At 43.7% G+C, this 18,294-nt stretch carries 16 protein-coding genes; 7 read left to right on the top strand and 9 right to left on the bottom strand.

The genetic code is table 11. The features are described from left to right. The first annotated feature begins 66 nt into the window (after positions 1-66). Positions 67-873: an exodeoxyribonuclease III gene (gene xthA, locus EAE92_RS15455; RefSeq protein ID WP_214068705.1), complete on the top strand. Its 807-nt coding sequence runs from the start codon at positions 67-69 to the stop codon at positions 871-873. A 65-nt stretch (positions 874-938) separates the two neighbouring features. On the opposite strand, the gene EAE92_RS15450 is transcribed toward xthA, so the two are convergent. Genes EAE92_RS15450 through EAE92_RS15440 form a run of 3 tightly spaced genes read right to left on the bottom strand, consistent with a single transcriptional unit; the run spans position 939 to position 4,480 of the window. Further along, the gene (locus EAE92_RS15450; RefSeq protein ID WP_214068704.1) at positions 939-2,867 is read right to left on the bottom strand and encodes a DNA topoisomerase III; all 1,929 of its coding nucleotides are present in this window, start codon (positions 2,865-2,867) and stop codon (positions 939-941) included. A gap of 5 nt (positions 2,868-2,872) precedes the next feature. Then, on the bottom strand, positions 2,873-3,916 hold the full coding sequence (gene selD / locus EAE92_RS15445) for a selenide, water dikinase SelD (protein ID WP_214068703.1): 1,044 nt from the start codon (positions 3,914-3,916) through the stop codon (positions 2,873-2,875). A gap of 12 nt (positions 3,917-3,928) precedes the next feature. Continuing rightward, positions 3,929-4,480: an NAD(P)H nitroreductase gene (locus EAE92_RS15440; protein WP_214068702.1), complete on the bottom strand. Its 552-nt coding sequence runs from the start codon at positions 4,478-4,480 to the stop codon at positions 3,929-3,931. A 171-nt stretch (positions 4,481-4,651) separates the two neighbouring features. On the opposite strand from EAE92_RS15440, the gene sppA reads away from it, so the two are divergent. The 3 genes from sppA to pncA all read left to right on the top strand — a co-directional run bounded on the left by sppA (position 4,652) and on the right by pncA (position 8,313). Beyond that, on the top strand, positions 4,652-6,517 hold the full coding sequence (sppA, locus tag EAE92_RS15435) for a signal peptide peptidase SppA (RefSeq protein ID WP_214068701.1): 1,866 nt from the start codon (positions 4,652-4,654) through the stop codon (positions 6,515-6,517). A 125-nt stretch (positions 6,518-6,642) separates the two neighbouring features. Further along, positions 6,643-7,662 carry an asparaginase gene (gene ansA / locus EAE92_RS15430; RefSeq protein WP_214068700.1) on the top strand — a complete coding sequence of 340 codons (1,020 nt, stop codon included), beginning with the start codon at positions 6,643-6,645 and terminating at the stop codon, positions 7,660-7,662. 12 nt (positions 7,663-7,674) lie between these two features. Next, positions 7,675-8,313: a bifunctional nicotinamidase/pyrazinamidase gene (gene pncA / locus EAE92_RS15425; RefSeq protein WP_214068699.1), complete on the top strand. Its 639-nt coding sequence runs from the start codon at positions 7,675-7,677 to the stop codon at positions 8,311-8,313. 56 nt (positions 8,314-8,369) lie between these two features. Here pncA and EAE92_RS15420 read toward each other — a convergent pair whose 3' ends face one another. Then, positions 8,370-8,639, bottom strand: coding sequence for a YeaC family protein (locus EAE92_RS15420; RefSeq protein WP_214068698.1), 270 nt, complete (start codon positions 8,637-8,639; stop codon positions 8,370-8,372). An 83-nt stretch (positions 8,640-8,722) separates the two neighbouring features. Continuing rightward, on the bottom strand, positions 8,723-9,133 hold the full coding sequence (gene msrB, locus EAE92_RS15415) for a peptide-methionine (R)-S-oxide reductase MsrB (RefSeq protein WP_214068697.1): 411 nt from the start codon (positions 9,131-9,133) through the stop codon (positions 8,723-8,725). A 467-nt stretch (positions 9,134-9,600) separates the two neighbouring features. Between msrB and gapA the strand changes: the two genes are divergently transcribed. Both gapA and EAE92_RS15405 read left to right on the top strand, forming a co-directional pair. Further along, positions 9,601-10,596 (top strand): glyceraldehyde-3-phosphate dehydrogenase, encoded by a 996-nt coding sequence (gene gapA, locus EAE92_RS15410; RefSeq protein WP_214068696.1) that lies wholly within the window; start codon positions 9,601-9,603, stop codon positions 10,594-10,596. 250 nt (positions 10,597-10,846) lie between these two features. Next, positions 10,847-11,725, top strand: coding sequence for a D-hexose-6-phosphate mutarotase (locus tag EAE92_RS15405; protein ID WP_214068715.1), 879 nt, complete (start codon positions 10,847-10,849; stop codon positions 11,723-11,725). 80 nt (positions 11,726-11,805) lie between these two features. Here EAE92_RS15405 and EAE92_RS15400 read toward each other — a convergent pair whose 3' ends face one another. The 4 genes from EAE92_RS15400 to fadR all read right to left on the bottom strand — a co-directional run bounded on the left by EAE92_RS15400 (position 11,806) and on the right by fadR (position 16,456). After that, the gene (locus tag EAE92_RS15400; RefSeq protein ID WP_105398727.1) at positions 11,806-12,558 is read right to left on the bottom strand and encodes a MipA/OmpV family protein; all 753 of its coding nucleotides are present in this window, start codon (positions 12,556-12,558) and stop codon (positions 11,806-11,808) included. Positions 12,559-12,820: 262 nt separating this feature from the next. Beyond that, positions 12,821-13,903, bottom strand: coding sequence for a catabolic alanine racemase DadX (gene dadX, locus EAE92_RS15395; RefSeq protein WP_214068695.1), 1,083 nt, complete (start codon positions 13,901-13,903; stop codon positions 12,821-12,823). A gap of 4 nt (positions 13,904-13,907) precedes the next feature. Further along, the gene (locus tag EAE92_RS15390) at positions 13,908-15,218 is read right to left on the bottom strand and encodes a D-amino acid dehydrogenase (protein ID WP_214068694.1); all 1,311 of its coding nucleotides are present in this window, start codon (positions 15,216-15,218) and stop codon (positions 13,908-13,910) included. 509 nt (positions 15,219-15,727) lie between these two features. Beyond that, positions 15,728-16,456 (bottom strand): fatty acid metabolism transcriptional regulator FadR, encoded by a 729-nt coding sequence (fadR, locus tag EAE92_RS15385; RefSeq protein ID WP_214068693.1) that lies wholly within the window; start codon positions 16,454-16,456, stop codon positions 15,728-15,730. 222 nt (positions 16,457-16,678) lie between these two features. Here fadR and nhaB point away from each other — a divergent pair, with 222 nt between their 5' ends. Continuing rightward, positions 16,679-18,226, top strand: coding sequence for a sodium/proton antiporter NhaB (gene nhaB, locus EAE92_RS15380; RefSeq protein ID WP_214068692.1), 1,548 nt, complete (start codon positions 16,679-16,681; stop codon positions 18,224-18,226). Positions 18,227-18,294: the final 68 nt, after the last annotated feature.

Here is an 18,294-nt window from a genome sequence, read left to right as displayed (position 1 = left end):
TAGTTACTTTTTAAGATCCATCTGTTATTATTGTTCCTGTGTCTTTTTACTGGATGGCTGTAAAAGATGAAATTTATCTCTTTTAATATTAATGGATTACGTGCCCGCCCCCATCAGTTAGCTGCGATCGTCGAGCAACATCGACCCGATGTTATCGGCTTACAAGAAACAAAAGTTCATGATGAAGCGTTCCCTTTAGAAGAGGTGAAAGAACTTGGCTATCATGTATTTTATCACGGCCAGAAAGCCCATTACGGCGTCGCGCTGTTAACGCGCCAGGCGCCTCTTGCCGTATATCGTGGTTTTCCAGGGGATGATGAAGATGCTCAACGCCGTGTTATCATGGCAGAAATGGAGACCCCACACGGGCCATTGACCGTGATTAATGGCTATTTTCCACAGGGAGAAAGCCGTGAACATCCAGTGAAATTTCCGGCAAAAGAGAAATTTTATCAGGATCTGCAAAACTACCTGGAGCAAAACTTAACCCCTCAATCACAAGTGATTATCATGGGCGATATGAATATCAGCCCGACAGATCTGGATATCGGAATTGGTGAGAACAACCAAAAGCGTTGGTTAAAAACAGGTAAATGTTCTTTCCTGCCAGAAGAGAGAGATTGGATGGATCGCCTGAAAAACTGGGGTCTGGTTGATACATTCCGCCATCTCAATCCTGAATGTAACGACCAATTTTCCTGGTTTGATTATCGCTCCAAAGGGTTTGATGATAATCGCGGACTACGTATTGATTTACTGCTTGCAACTAAACCCTTAGCGGAGCGCTGCATCGCAACAGGTATTGACTATAAAATCCGTGAGATGGAAAAACCTTCGGACCATGCCCCTGTTTGGGCAGAATTTAAAATCTGATATTCTGTTAACATAGAATATCAATCGTTTATTTTAAAATAACGTTAATTAATAATTGCTGCGCCCTATGGCGCAGCCGTTTTACTGTTTTTTGTCGCTTTTGTTTTTTTCCCTCTTTTATCTTTAACCGGCAGTGGCGGTAAATCACGAAAAGCTGTTAAATTACGGTTCTGTTTAGCCTGCCAAATTAATTGCTGCAATGTCTCCTCAAGCGGCCCCATGAAATCTTGATAGCGGAACTGTTTTTCGCTGATTTGTGTTAATCGGGACTCCCAATGGGCGGTCATATCCGGTAAAGCAGCCATATCAGGCAATACATGAATCAACGCCCTACCCGCAGGCGTAGCATGAATATGGCGCCCTTGCTTATAAAGAAACTCCCGTTTAAACAGCAGCTCGATAATGCCAGCCCGAGTTGCTTCCGTCCCCAGTCCATCTGTTGCACGAAGAACTTTTTTCAGTTCCTTATCCTGTACAAAACGGGCGATTCCCGTCATAGCAGAAAGAATAGTTGCATCAGTAAATGGTTTCGGTGGTTGGGTTTGGCGCTCTACCACCTCTCCTCTTTCACACAATAATTCATCACCTTTAGCAACAACCGGTAATGGCGTTCCGTCATTCTCTTCATCACGCTCTTTATTACCAAGCAACGTTCTCCAACCTGCCTCAGCAAGAAAACGAGCTTTAGCAATAAATTTTCCACCAGCAATTTCTAATTCAATAACACATTTACGGAATATGGCATCCGGGAAAAATTGCATCAAATATTGTCTGGCAATCAAACCATAAACATTAGCCTCGTTCTCTGTCAGATTTATATGACTGCTTCGTGCTGTCGGGATAATTGCATGGTGAGCATCAACCTTTTTATCATCCCAACAACGATTCTTTCTATCTATTTCCAATAATTCTTGTGGCAACAGATTTGTTGCGTGAATAGATATCGCATTAAGCACCGCATGACGACCGGCAAAGTGTTCATCAGGCAAATAACGGCAATCAGAACGAGGATAAGTAATTAGCTTATGTGTTTCATACAATCGCTGACAAATATCCAACACTTGCTGCGCATTTAGGCCAAAACGCTTGGCAGCTTCGATCTGCAAAGAAGATAATGAAAATGGCAAAGGCGCGACCTCAGATTCCCGTTTATCCTGATAAGAGGTCACATAGGCTGGTTGACCGGTTATTCTGGCAACCACATGTTCAGCCAGAGGCCGGTGGATCAATCGTCCTTCTTCATCCAAAAAATCAATACAAGATTCACTTGGTTGCCAGATAGCGATAAATCGTTCATCTTTCGGCGTAACAATATGCGCTTTCACCTCAAAAAAATCTTTGGGTACGAAATGCTCAATCTCTTCATCCCGACGGACCACTAACCCCAAAACCGGGGTCTGGACACGCCCGACAGATAATACCCCCTGATACCCTGCATTACGGCCAAGCAAGGTATAAGCGCGGGTCATATTAATGCCATACAACCAATCCGCTCTGGCTCTGGCGAGAGCTGAAACACATAGCGGAATAAAATCCCGGTTATCCCTCAACCGCTCAACCGCTCTGGTCACCGCCTGCGGATTTAGATCGCTTATCAAGCAACGACGAACATTTTTACGCCTGATATCATCCAGCTTCAAAAAATCCAGAACCTCATCCACCAACAGTTGCCCTTCCCGATCCGGGTCGCCGGCATGCACTACTTCATCGGCTTTCTCCAACAACGTCTGGATGATGTTGAGCTGTTTCTCAACGGAAGGTCGCGGTTTTAACTGCCATTTTTCAGGAATGATTGGAAGATCAACTAATGACCAACGGGCAAAACGACCGTCATAGGCATCAGGTTCCGCCTGTTCTAGCAAGTGACCGATACACCAGGTAACAAACTGGTTATCGCCACAAGCAATAAAGCCATCGCCACGGCGATGCGGTTTGGGTAAAACATCGGCGATCGCCCTGGCCAGGCTAGGTTTTTCTGCAATAAAAAGCCGCATGGATATTATTCATTAACCTCAATGAGTACTCTGCCTGACTGCTGCTCAGACAATTCACCTATCGCGGTCAGTTCGATGCCATGACATCGTGCAATCGCTTTCACTTCGTCCATAGCTTCTGGTAGAACAGCCAACAGCAAGCCGCCGGATGTTTGCGGATCACATAACAGCTTGCGTTGAAGTTCTGTCATTTCACCAACAAGATGACCGTAACTATCAAAGTTACGCCCGGTTCCCCCCGGAACACAACCCTTCTCAATATAGGATTCCACTTCCGGCAGTTTAGGCACTTTTGCAAAATGGAGAGTCGCCTGGACCCCCGATCCTTCACAAATCTCACTCAAATGCCCTAACAGACCAAACCCGGTTACATCAGTCATTGCGGCAACACCCGCCACCTCGGCAAGATCCATTCCCAACTTATTTAAACGACACATGGTTTCGATCGCGACGCCCTGATGTTCAGGCAACAGCAAGCCTTTTTTCTCCGCCGTAGTCAATACACCGATGCCAAGCGGCTTGGTCAGCAATAGCTGGCAACCCGCTTTCGCCGCGCTGTTCTGCTTCACTCGGTCAATATTAACGATACCGGTTACAGCCAGACCAAAAATAGGCTCAGGCGCATCAATAGAGTGCCCTCCCGCCAGTGCAATCCCAGCCCCTTTACACGCCGCTCTGCCGCCTTCAATCACCTTACGGGCAATTTCCGGCGCCAATTTATCGATAGGCCATCCTAAAATAGCTATCGCCATGATGGGCTTACCGCCCATCGCATAAATATCACTGATAGCATTTGTGGCGGCAATACGCCCAAAATCAAATGGATCATCTACAATCGGCATGAAGAAATCTGTCGTACTGACAATACCGGTCCCGTTGCCAATATCATAAACCGCGGCATCATCACGGGTTTCATTACCAACCAGTAAATGAGGGTCAAGAAATTTTTCCTGCTCACTATGTAGAATGGTTTCCAAAACTTTTGGTGAAATTTTACAACCGCATCCAGCGCCGTGGCTATATTGGGTAAGGCGAATTTCTGTTGACATAACAGACCTCGGTTACAAATAGCTGACAAAATTAGTCATATCCGGCGGAGTAACCTTATTTGGCGCTTTTAGCACAGGCGTTCCAAGGTAGAGAAAACCCACTATTTTGTCATGTTCATCACACCCCAAACCGGCACGCACGGTATTATCATCAATCCACGGACCGGTACGCCAGATACCGCCAAACCCTTGAGCCACCGCCGCCATTTGCATCGCATGTACCGCACAACCCGCGGAAACCACCTGTTCCCATTCCGGTATTTTGGAATTCTCAGCCACTTTTGCAATAACAGCGATGATTAATGGCGCGCGATAAGGCGCGCTTTTCGCTTTTTCTTCCGCGTCAGCGCCAAGCTGACTATCAATGGCTGCTTGATGGAGTAATCGACTGAACCGTTCAATACCTTCATCCTGCATGACAATAAAGCGCCACGGACGTAATGCGCCATGATCAGGCGCTCTCATTCCCGCCGCCAGAATATGCTGTAACGCTTCATCTTGAGGCGCCGGGGTTGTTAAACGTGATACTGAACGTCTGTTCAACAAAAGTTCTAATGCATCCATCTTTTCTCTCCTAGATAATGTATTTTGTTATAAGCTAACATTTTCTGTTTATTTGTTAACAAATAAAAGTCCCAAAAGCTGTCTTTTCAGACAATATGCCACTATTTGAAGCTGACATTTACATGTCTGATCATTAGGATAGCTTCACTTGATCCTGTTTTTGGAGATGATATGCGTATTTTATGGAAGTTGATCGCAAGATTATTTAAATGGAGTTGGCGACTATTAAATTTTATTCGGGAAGTCATTTCAAACCTGATTTTTATCATGCTGGTTCTGGTTGTAGTTGGCGGTTTTCTGCTTTATCAACAGCCAAACAAAACGGCGGATAGTTATCGGGGAGCATTATATGTCAATCTCACCGGTGTTATTGTGGATCAGGTCTCCAGCCGTACTCCATTGACTCAATTGAGCCGTGAACTGTTTGGCGCATCCGGCAATAAATTCCAGGAAAACTCCCTGTTTGATATTGTTGATAGCATTCGTCAGGCAAAAACCGATGCCAAAATCACAGGTCTGGTGCTGAAACTTGATGATTTCATCGGCGCCGACCAGCCATCCATGCAGTATATCGGTAAGGCGATTAATGAGTTTAAAACTTCCGGTAAACCCGTTTATGCTATCAGTGATAGTTATAATCAGTCACAGTATTATCTGTCTACCTTTGCCGATAAAATCTATCTATCGCCACAAGGAACGGTTGGTCTTTATGGCTATTCAACCAATAACCTGTATTACAAATCCTTGCTGGACTCACTGAAAGTCACCGCGCATATTTTCCGCGTCGGCACGTATAAATCAGCCGTTGAGCCGGTTATGCGTGATGATATGTCCCCCGATGCCCGCGAAGCTGATAGCCGTTGGGTCAACGGTCTATGGAACAACTACCTCAATACTGTCGCAACCAACCGCAAACTCACTGTTGATCAGGTATTCCCAGGCGCTGATGAGATGATTGCCGGCTTACGCGCTGTTGGCGGAGACAATGCGCAATATGCGCTTAAACATAAGCTGGTCGATTATGTCGCGCCACGCAATGTCATTGAAAGCGACATGACAAAAGCCTTTGGTTGGGACGAAAAAAACCGCCGCTTCAATGCTATCAGCATTTACGATTATGCACCGCAATTGGTGGAAGGCAGATCATCATCTAAAGGCAATATCGCCGTTATTGTCGCACAAGGCGCAATCGTCGATGGGCAGCAGACTCCAGGTATGGTTGGGGGTGACACAACCGCCGCTCAGATTCGTCAAGCCCGTCTGGATGATAATATCAAAGCCGTTATTCTGCGAGTAAACAGCCCTGGCGGCAGTGTGAGCGCTTCTGATGTTATTCGCACCGAACTGGCCGCGCTACGCGCGGCGAATAAACCTGTGGTGGTTTCTATGGGAGGAATGGCGGCATCCGGTGGTTACTGGATCTCTACTCCATCTAATTACATCATCGCAAACCAAAGTACGTTGACGGGTTCTATCGGTATCTTCGGTGTCATCACTACTTATGAAAACAGTCTGGAACATATTGGTATCCACACTGATGGCGTTTCCACGACGCCACTCGCGGGTATTTCTGTTACCAAAGGACTCAGCAAACAGTTCTCAGAGCTGATGCAGCTTAATATCGAAAATGGCTATAACAACTTTATCGGCCTTGTTGCTGATTCGCGCCATAAAACACGTGAAGAAATCGATAAAATTGCTCAGGGCCATGTGTGGATTGGTCATGATGCTAAAACCAATGGATTGGTCGACCAATTAGGGGATTTCGATGATGCGGTCACTAAAGCGGCTGAATTGGCAAAATTGGATAACCCAGAACTTGACTGGATGCAGCCTGAAATGTCATTCAGTGAGTTGCTGATGAACCAGTTGACAACAACCGCGCAAGTTATCATACCGGAAGCGGTTCAAGCCTGGCTCCCCGCTCCATTGGCGCAAGTGGCTCAGGAAGTGAAACAACAAAGTGAGTTCTATCGCCATCTGAATGATCCACAAAATCGTTATGCATTCTGTTTAAATTGCGGAGATATTCGCTAAACAGCCCATAATAATGCCTGATTCCAGGTAATAACTCGATTAATTTAGCCTGACAAATCCCTGTCAGGCTTTTTTTCTTCTGTAATACTCCTATAATCCAGCTGATCTTTTTATGAGGTACAGTCATGCGGAAGAAATCTATTTATGTCGTCTATACTGGCGGAACCATCGGGATGCGACACTCATCTCAGGGATACATTCCCGTTTCCGGGCATTTACAGCGTCAATTAACAAAGATGCCCGAATTCCATCGACCGGAAATGCCGACATTCACCATCCGTGAACATCAACCACTGATCGATTCTTCTGATATGACCCCAGAAGACTGGCAGTTTATCGCTGATGATATCCGAGAAAACTACCATGATTATGATGGGTTCGTGATCCTGCATGGTACGGATACAATGGCATTTACGGCATCGGCCCTCTCCTTTATGTTTGAGAATCTGGGTAAGCCAGTCATTGTCACAGGGTCGCAAATCCCACTGGAAGCGCTGCGCTCTGATGGGCAGACAAACTTATTGAATGCGCTTTACCTTGCCGCTAATTACCCGGTTAACGAGGTCAGCCTGTTTTTCAATAATAAACTGTTTCGTGGGAATCGGACCGTCAAAGCACATGCCGACGGTTTTGATGCTTTTGCCTCGCCAAACTGTTCTCCATTAATGGAAGCCGGTATTAACATCAAAACTTTCAATGCTTGTTCTGCCCCTGCCAGTCATGGCGAGTTTATTACTCATCGGATTACCCCTCAGCCAATTGGCGTAATCACCATTTACCCTGGCCTTTCCAGTCAGGTTGTGAATAATATTTTAATGCAGCCGGTTAAGGCTCTCATCCTGCGCTCGTATGGCGTCGGAAACGCACCTCAGCGCCCTGAACTACTGAAAGAGCTAAAACAGGCAACAGAGAGAGGGATCGTGGTTGTTAATTTGACTCAATGCATTTCTGGCCGAGTAAATATGGAAGGTTATGCAACGGGCCATGCTCTGGCGGAAGCAGGGGTAATCAGCGGCTACGATATGACTTTTGAAGCAACTTTAACCAAGTTGCACTATTTACTCAGTCAACCCTATAGCAATGAAAAAATTCGTTATTTAATGCAACAAAATTTACGTGGTGAATTAAGTTATCCTGATAAATAATCAAGGAAAAAGATGAAAACAGCCCTATTACTTATTGATCTACAGAACGACTTCTGTACCGGCGGCGCTTTAGCCGTAGAAGAGAGTGAACAAGTCATTGTTGCGGCAAATCAGGCAATTGATATTTGTCTGAAACACAATATCAGCATTATTGCCACTCAAGACTGGCATCCGGCTGAACATATGAGCTTCGCAGTAAATTCCGGGCAACAGATCGGTGATATCGGTATATTAAACGGTATTCCACAGGTATGGTGGCCGGTACACTGTGTTCAGGGTCAGCCTGGCGCTGATTTCCATCCACAGCTAAACAAGCAAGCCATTCTCGAAATTTTCCATAAAGGTGAAAATCCACAGATCGATAGCTACAGCGCTTTCTTTGACAACGGCCATCTGAGTAAAACCCGGCTTGATGACTGGTTGCAAGCACAGCAAATTGAACGCCTGTTTATTATCGGTATCGCGACTGATTATTGCGTGAAGTTTACTGTGCTAGATGCGCTGACATTAGGTTATGAGACTTGGGTCATTACTGATGGTTGTCGGGGGGTTAACCTCAGTCCAAATGATAGCCAATCAGCATTTAACGAGATAAAAGAGAAAGGCGCTATATTGATAGAACTTGATCAACTAGAAAACGCTCTCCTCTGATATTAATCCAAGGCCAGGCTGAGTTTACACACTCAGCCTTTTCAACTCGCCAAAGATTATGGCTTGAATGTCGCCACCACTTCAGACTGAAAGGTCGCTTTCAGTTCTTGTTTACTCTTCATCACCAACTGACCGTCAGTACCAATCGTCATATGTTGCGGATCATGGTTATGCCTTGATTGCCATAGCATAATCATTTGCAAACTATGCTCTTTCTGCTCTACCGTTAGAGGCACGCCATCCTGCCATTTACCTAGTTCTACCGCCTGAACCAAGCGTTGATATATTTCTGGTGTCATTACAGATAACAGATCATCCAGTTCCATTGATATTTCCTCATTATTTTCCAGAATTAGCTGAAACGATTTTTTGCGTAAAATACGATTATGTCCGCAATCATAAAAATGATTTAACCTACTGTTTTTTCGCCTGTATTGTCATCAGTAAAGCTTAATGCAGCCGAGTTGATACAAAAACGTTCTCCTGTCGGTTGCGGTCCATCAGGGAATACATGCCCCAAATGAGCGTTGCAATGGCTGCAACGCACTTCAATACGGTGCATATTGTGACTATTATCATCAAGATACTGCACCGCATCATGAGTTACAGGCTGGTAAAAGCTCGGCCAGCCACAACCAGAATCAAATTTAGTGTCGGACATAAATAACGGTTGCTCGCAGCATAAACAATGATACATGCCGCTTTTCTTATTATGCAGCAATTTCCCTGAGAATGGCGGCTCTGTCCCGGCATTCTGGGTTACATGACGCTGAATATCAGTCAGTTCTTTACAAAGGGAAACATCAGGATTCTTAGCCATAACGACCACCTTAATAATAAGACTCATGTTCTCAATAAAATTGATTAATAATAACAAAAAATTAACATCACATCAGTGGAATTTATTTTAAGTGGTTAACTGAATCTGTCCATACCCTATGGATTTCAAGATGAATCGCGACGGCAAGGGAGCGAATCCCCGGGAGCATAGCGAGCTATGTGACCGGGGTGAGTGAGCGCGGCCAACAAAGAGGCAACTTGAAAGATAACGGGTAATCCTACTATTTGTGATGTGACTCGCATATCTAACTAATTAACTTTCAATATCTGTCTACGCCTTGATAATGATGGGCGGCTCGATTGCCAGTACCCTATGGCAAGCGTCTAAATGGTGAACTCAAAGCTAATGTTTTTCAGCTATTGACACGATTCCGCTTGACGGCTGGCAAGGTTTTGGTAACTTTAGTAATAATTTTTAATTCACTAAAAAATAGCTGGTGGAACACTATGACTATCAAAGTAGGTATCAACGGTTTTGGTCGTATTGGCCGTATTGTTTTCCGTGCCGCACAAGAACGCTCAGACATCGAAATCGTTGCAATCAACGATTTGCTGGACGCCGAATACATGGCTTACATGCTGAAATACGATTCAACTCACGGTCGCTTCAACGGCACTGTTGAAGTAAAAGACGGCCACCTGATTGTTAACGGCAAAACTATCCGCGTTACAGCAGAAAGAGATCCAGCTAACCTGAAATGGAATGAAGTGGGTGTTGATGTTGTCGCAGAAGCAACAGGTATCTTCCTGACTGACGAAACCGCACGTAAGCACATTGCCGCTGGTGCGAAAAAAGTTGTTCTGACCGGCCCGTCCAAAGATGACACGCCTATGTTTGTTATGGGTGTTAACCACAAAACTTATACAGGCCAGGACATCGTTTCTAATGCTTCCTGTACCACTAACTGTCTGGCGCCGCTGGCTAAAGTTATCAATGATAAATTCGGCATTGTTGAAGGTCTGATGACCACTGTTCACGCAACAACGGCAACTCAGAAAACCGTTGACGGTCCTTCTGCGAAAGATTGGCGTGGTGGTCGTGGCGCGGCTCAAAATATCATCCCATCATCTACCGGTGCGGCTAAAGCGGTTGGTAAAGTTATCCCTGAACTGAACGGTAAACTGACTGGCATGGCTTTCCGCGTGCCTACTCCTAACGTATCGGTTGTCGACCTGACTGTGCGTCTGGAAAAACCAGCCACTTATCAACAAATCTGTGATGCAATCAAAGATGCGGCGGAAGGTGAACTGAAAGGCGTTCTGGGTTACACCGAAGATGACGTCGTATCCAACGATTTCAATGGCGAAAAACTGACTTCTGTATTTGACGCCAAAGCAGGTATCGCTCTGAACGACAACTTTGTGAAATTGGTTTCCTGGTATGACAACGAAACCGGTTACTCTAACAAGGTTCTGGATCTGATTGCTCACATCGCCAAATAACTGAGTAATCTCCTTGCCTGAAAAGAGCTGCCCTTCCCCGGCAGCTCTTTTGTTTCAATCTGTATACAACATGCGTTATTCTTGGGTCATGCCATCGCCCAACTTTGATTCACAAGATTATACCCTATGGATTTCAAGATGCATCGCGGCGGCAAGGGAGCGAATCGCCGGGAGCATAGGTAACTATGTGACCGGTGTGAGTGAGTGCAGCCAACAAAGAAGCAACTTGAAAGATGACGGGTATATACGGATGAACAATAGAATCTTTTCATTACCGGTCGCTGAACAAATTTCTCCAGCGATTAGTCAACGAAATATAGATGGCTTCCCACTGATAGTCGTCGATCATCCTAAGGTTCGTGGCGCAATCAGTCTGCAAGGAGCACATCTCATCGCCTGGCAACCCAATGGTGAGGAACCGGGGTTGTGGTTAAGCAGGAAAACCATATTTGCAGCAGGTACTGCTATCCGCGGCGGTATTCCTATTTGTTGGCCTTGGTTTGGTTCCTCAAGAGCGCCAAGTCACGGGTTTGCCAGAATTCTTCCCTGGGAATTTAGCGCGCATAATGAACATGAAAATGGCGTCATACTCACTTTTACGCTGAGAGACAATGAATATACCCATAAATTGTGGCCTTATGATTTTACTTTGATTGCCCGTTTCAAACTGTGTGAAACCTGTGAAGTGGAACTGGAAACCTATGGTGATTATCAAGCAACTTGTGCCCTGCACACTTATCTGAATATAGGCGATATTAATCAAATTTCAGTCAGTGGCTTAGGTAAACATTTTATTGATACGGTTGCCGATAAAGAGCAATACACAACAACAGAGGATCTTATTTTCAACGGTCGTACCGATCATATTTATACCGAGCCAGAAGATTTTAATCTGATAAGGGATAAATCGCTGAAACGAACCATTGAAATTCACCATTATCATCACAGTGATGTTGTATGCTGGAATCCCGGCGCCCAACTATCGAACGGAATGAAAGATATGTGCAATGAAGGTTATAAGAATATGGTTTGTGTAGAAACAGCTCGTATCAATAAGCCATTGATCTCTAAAGATGATAGTCCAGCCCATATTTCAGTTCTAATTCGTTGCCGGAAAGACTACCAGTAAATATCTCTCTCATTTAAATCAAAAAGACTGAATACTACTTAGTGAATTCAGTCTCTATCCGATATTATCGCAGTGAGTAATTAAAAACTATATGTAACACCTGTCCAAACAATACTTGAATATGACTTATTAACCATCGGACTATCCTTAATTTCACTCGGTAAACGCTCAACACGTCCCATCATAAACGCAGACCATTCTTGGTTAAATTTATAATTGGCAGATAATTCCACATAGGGAGTCCAGCTATCATCTGGCGTATATTTTTCTAGTCCGCTACGGCGCGATTCATTATCTTTGATACCATACTCATAACGATTTTGTTTTTTACTATTCCAAACCACGCCTAATCCCGGTTGTAATGACCAATCATCACTTTTAAATTCGTACAAATAAGCCAGGTCAATCCTTATACCTTTACTTTTACTCAACGTATCCGCGGCAAAAGAGCTACGCAACGTCCCCCAATCTTCAATATGACGATAGCTAAAACCGCCCATCATAGTATCATCACGACGATCCAGCTTTTTCATCTGCTTATCTTCACTATCTTTTGGGCGGAAATTTTGAGGATAGTAATAGACATCTAGAGATAACTGATCTTTTGGCTGATTCCACAAATAGTACCCGGCGGCTAAAGTATGAAAATAGAAATTGTCACTTTCATAATTAACCATTGGAACAAACAACACTTTATCTTTATTCTTCACACCTTTATAAGGTGATGCCTCAGCCAAAACAGAGGCGCCAATTGACCACTGCCCCGCATAAGCTAAAGATGAAGAAAGACAAAAAGTGACGACTGTGGCTAAAATTTTAGCTTTGTTGATCATGATTAACTATTTCCTTTAAAACAATTATGCGATTAGCTATATCAAGTGTAAGAGATCATTTCCCTCATTTCCAAGCAATAATGTCCTATTTTTCTTAAAGAGCACAATATGTTTAGTGTCAACCCAATTTTTATGACAGAAATAGACAGATTATACAAAACAAAAATATACTAATTTAGCGAAAACGGTAACTTATTTCCTGTAATAATACCCGTCGCTAATTACCATTTGACACTCTGTCTGGTATTTAACGACATAGCATTTAACGACATAGAGATACCGGGACCCGATTTGCCAATGCACACAATAATTCATAACCAATCGTCCCGGAAATCTCAGCCACATCATCCACCGGCAAATTTTGCCCCCATAATTCAACAGGACTGCCAATTTGGGCCTGCGGACAAGGCGTTAAATCCACCGACAACATATCCATTGATACTGTACCTAATACTTGAGTCCTAACACCATCGACAATAATCGGCGTCCCCGTCATTACACGACGGGGATAACCATCAGCATAGCCACAGGCAACTGTACCAACTCGCACAGGACCCGGTGCTGTATATTCACTACCATAACCAATTTTGTCTCCTACTTTGAGATCCTGAATGGCAATAATTTCACTTTGCAGGCTCATCACGGCTTTCAACCCAATATCGGCAATATCTTTCCACTTTCCACTCGGTGAGGCGCCATACAGCACAATCCCGGGACGTACCCAATCTTGATGAGTTTGTGGATACCACAAAGAAGCGGCTGAATTAGCCAGACATTGAGAAATATCCAATCCATGACTGACCGAATTAATAACGTTAAGTTGTTCAGCAACGCTAATCTCTTTATTATCCTTATCCGCATTCGCAAAATGTGACATTAATGTTATTTGCCCAATTTGCCGGATACGCTTTGCCGATGATAAAACCGTTCTATATTGATCCGCAGGAAATCCCAATCGATTCATACCGCTATTGAGTTTGAGATAAATATCGATTGGCTTACTTAAATTGGCCATCTCTATTGCTTTCAGTTGCCAATGACTATGCACTACCGTTATTAACCGATATTCATCAATTATCGACAAGTCTTCAGGTTTAAAAAATCCTTCCAATAGCAAAATTGGCCCCTGCCAACCCTGCTCCCGTAATAAAATCGCCTCATTAAAATCAAGTAAAGCAAATCCATCAGCCTGATCGAGATATTGCCATATGCAACTCAAACCATGCCCATAAGCATTTGCTTTAACAACAGCCCAGATTTTACTATTACCGACCTTATTACGAATAATCGCCAGATTATTTTCTAACGCATCAAGATGAATCGTTGCCGAAATCGGACGTGGCATTCTATTAGCCTCTTAGTTCAGTGTGTAATTGGTGGCTAAATGGCGCCAATTTTGTATTAAAACCATTAACATAACGAAATACTGATAAATCATCAGACGCAATGGCGGGCTTTTTACCCGAAATAATATCAGCCAGTAATTGACTGGAACCACATGCCATTGTCCATCCCAATGTTCCATGCCCTGTGTTTAGGTAGAGATTGTGATATGCAGTCGGGCCGACAATTGGGGTGCCATCTGGGGTCATTGGGCGTAATCCCGTCCAAAAACGGGTCTGAGTAATATCGCCTCCGCCGGGATAAAGGTCTTGTACCACCATTTTCAATGTTTCATAGCGTGCTTTAAGTAGATCCAGATTGAAGCCTACAACTTCTGCCATTCCGCCCACACGAATACGGTTATCAAACCGGGTAATCGCAATTTTGTATGTTTCATCCAATGCAGTAGATACCGGAGCCAGTTCTGCATCGACAACAGGCATCGTTAATGAATAACCTTTCAGTGGATATACGGGAATTTTGACAAAACCTTTCAGCAATTCAGTGGAATAGGCGCCCATCGCAACAACATAGCTGTCTGCTGTCATAATGTCATCTTCGCATTGGACGCCGGTAATCCGCCGCCCTTCCACCAATAACTGTTTGATCTGCTTATTAAACAGAAACGTTACCCCTGCCGCTTCTGCCATTTTCGCCAACTCTTTGGTAAAAAGCTGACAATCCCCCGTTTCGTCGTTCGGTAATTGCAAGCCCCCCGCCAACTTGTGAGCGACATGCGCTAACGCTGGCTCTACTGTCGCCAGTTTATCCGCCGTTAATAAATTGTAAGGAACGCCTTCCTGTTCAAGAACAGCTATGTCATTCACGGCATTATCAAACTGCTTATTCGTACGGAATAACTGAAGCGTGCCCTTCTGACGCCCTTCATATTGAATACCGGTATCTGCCCTCAACTGTTTGATACAATCACGGCTGTACTCTGCCAGTCGCACCATTCTGCTCTTATTTATCGCATAGTGACCGGCATCGCAATTACGCAACATCTGCCACATCCAGCGTAACTGAAACAGCGATCCATCAGGACGAATAGCCAACGGAGCATGGCGCTGAAACATCCATTTAATGGCTTTCAATGGAATGCCCGGCGCTCCCCACGGGGTCGCGTATCCCGGCGAGATCTGCCCGGCATTAGCCGCACTGGTCTCCTCAGCAGCGCTTCCCTGACGATCAATGACAGTGACTTCATGGCCTTGCTGTACCAAATACCAGGCACTGGTTACACCAATAACGCCACTACCTAAAACAAGGATTTTCATCATAGCCCTCGGATGATTTAAAATTTTAGGCAAGCATAATATGCTGTTTATAAAAAACCAATATAGAACAATCATCGGTTACGTCAATAATCTATATTTATGATTTAGGTCACAATTAGATTACATTCATGCAACAAATTTATTTGTGATTCACACATAGCCAAATTATAAAAATTGATATTAAAATCATAAAATTAAGGTAATAATTACGATATGAATCGCATACTAATTATTCCGTTTCAAGTCATTATTCTGGATTTTTTGACAAAAAAAACGAATCAATTAAACAACCACAAGATACCAATAACCATCAATTAATCGAAACAAAAATTCAAATAAAAACCAAATACTCAGAATAATACTCCAAAATAGAGACATTAACGATTGGCTTGAAATTGAGTGAGAAAAAAACAAAACTCCCGGTACAGAGCATGCTGCACCGGGCCAACTCAAAATAATTTTGATTTGAAACTAATAGATTGGATAAAGCCTGAGATTAAATAAGAATATTAACGAGATATCAGCGACAATTCAGATAAATCACTTGGCATTGTACTTTGCATACTGTGCCAAATGACGCCACTCTCTTTACCATAGTTACGAACACACTCCATAACCTTATCGTAGGATTTATCGCGGCATAATATCACCAGTTGCTGATAAAAATTCAGCGCCAATTTTCGCGCTTCAGGGTTAGAGAAGTAATAGCGCCCAACACGAGTATACAGCCCTTTCAAGCCGTTGATAATCAGGCCGTAAATTGGGTTGCCCGAAGCGAAAGCCAAACCACGGAAAATATCATAATCCAGCGAGCTAAATGACTCCGAACTATCTTCCACTTTCTCTTTTTCTGCCAATACTTCCAATGACTTACCCGGATTATGCCTAAAAGCCGTGCGAATAAATATCGCTGCGATATTCGTTCTCACCGCCAGTAGGTTATCAATCAACTCAGGAACACGATCGTGATCAAGACGGGCCAGAGTCTCTAAGATATTAAGACCCGATGTTTCCCAAAAGTTATTTACTTTTGTTGGTTTGCCATGCTGAATAGTTAACCATCCATCGCGTGCCAAACGCTGCAATACCTCACGCAGGGTGGTCCTTGTCACACCAATTAACTCAGATAATTCACGTTCTGCTGGAAGAATAGAGCCAGGAGGAAAACGGCCGTTCCATATACTCTCAATAATATACTCTTCCGCAAAACCTGCGGGACTTTGAGCCTTAATGACCATATTTTTGTTATTCCAACGTGATTTTTTCAACTAATAATAGATGAAATTATATCAGAATACGCAACTTCAATATAGCTATGTAGTCTAGAAAGCGTAAAGGCGGTCATAAAAACAAGCGTACTCATGCTTAACTATGACTCATTTCCCTTAAAATATTCTGTATTAAAGCGTACTATTGTTTAAAGAACACGATCTTACGAATTTAGAGGAACTTTAATTGCAATGGAAACCAGTATCCTAAAAACGGCGGTAAAAAACTTTCTCGGCAACTCGCCAGATTGGTATAAGCTAGCTATCATCATCTTTCTCATCACCAACCCATTGATATTCTTCTTTATTAACCCATTTGTCGCAGGCTGGCTGCTTGTTATCGAATTTATATTCACTTTAGCAATGGCGCTTAAATGTTACCCGTTACAACCGGGGGGCTTGTTGGCAATTGAAGCGGTCATCATCGGCATGACCTCGCCTCAACAAGTGGGTCATGAAATTGCTAATAATTTGGAAGTTGTACTGTTGCTGATATTTATGGTGGCAGGAATTTACTTTATGAAGCAATTACTATTATTCGCTTTCACTAAACTCCTGCTCTCCATAAAATCTAAACGTATGCTTGCCTTGGCATTTTGCCTGGCTAGTGCATTTCTGTCAGCATTTCTTGACGCGCTGACAGTTATTGCCGTGGTTATTAGCGTCTCCCTTGGCTTCTATTCCATCTACAACAACTTTATTACCGATCAACATGATGTCATTGATTCTAAACATGACAATCACATTGACACAGCAAAAAAGAAACAAACGCTTGAACAGTTTCGTGCTTTTTTGCGCAGTCTGATGATGCATGCCGGTTTAGGTACTGCCCTCGGCGGTGTGATGACAATGGTAGGAGAACCACAAAATCTGATTATCGCCAAAAACGTTAATTGGGATTTTGTCACCTTCTTTATTCGCATGGCTCCGGTTACTTTACCTGTCTTTATTTGCGGGCTGTTAGTCTGTTTTCTGGTCGAACACTTTAAGCTGTTCGGTTATGGTGCAGAATTACCAGAGCGCGTCCGACAAGTGTTAGAAGATTACGATAAAAAAACCAGCGCAAAACGAACACGTAAAGAAAAAGCGCAGCTTATTGCCCAAGCGCTGATAGGCATATGGCTCATTGTCGCGCTGGCATTTCATTTGGCAGACGTTGGGTTGATCGGCCTTTCAGTCATTATTCTAACCACGTCGTTCTGTGGAATTACCGAAGAACATGCACTGGGTAAAGCATTTGAAGAGGCGCTGCCATTCACGGCATTACTGACTGTCTTCTTTTCTATCGTTGCAGTCATCGTTGATCAGCAACTCTTTACGCCATTTATTCAGTTCGTATTACAGGTTTCTGAAACTTCTCAACTTTCTCTATTCTATCTGTTCAACGGCCTGCTCTCATCAGTATCAGATAACGTATTCGTTGGTACGGTTTATATCAACGAAGCGAGGGCTGCTATGCAAGAGGGGTTAATTTCACATAAACAATTTGAATATCTGGCTGTCGCCATTAATACCGGCACTAACCTGCCTTCCGTTGCCACACCGAACGGACAAGCGGCATTTCTGTTCCTGTTGACTTCGGCATTATCGCCGTTAATCCGTTTGTCTTACGGTCGCATGGTGATGATGGCATTACCCTATACTATCGTGATGACTTTGGTCGGTTTGCTGTGCGTAGAATTTCTATTAATTCCGGTCACTGACATGATGGTTCAATGGGGCTTAATTGCCTTGCCATAATCAGCAACAATTTATTTCGTAACATAATCAAAGCCGTATTGCACAGTGACTACACGCAATACGGTTTT

The organism is Photorhabdus hainanensis (assembly GCF_018448965.1).
GTDB classification, from domain to species: domain Bacteria; phylum Pseudomonadota; class Gammaproteobacteria; order Enterobacterales; family Enterobacteriaceae; genus Photorhabdus; species Photorhabdus akhurstii.
Note: the sequence above shows the minus strand (reverse complement) of the source record. Positions and strands in the feature narration are given on the sequence as shown.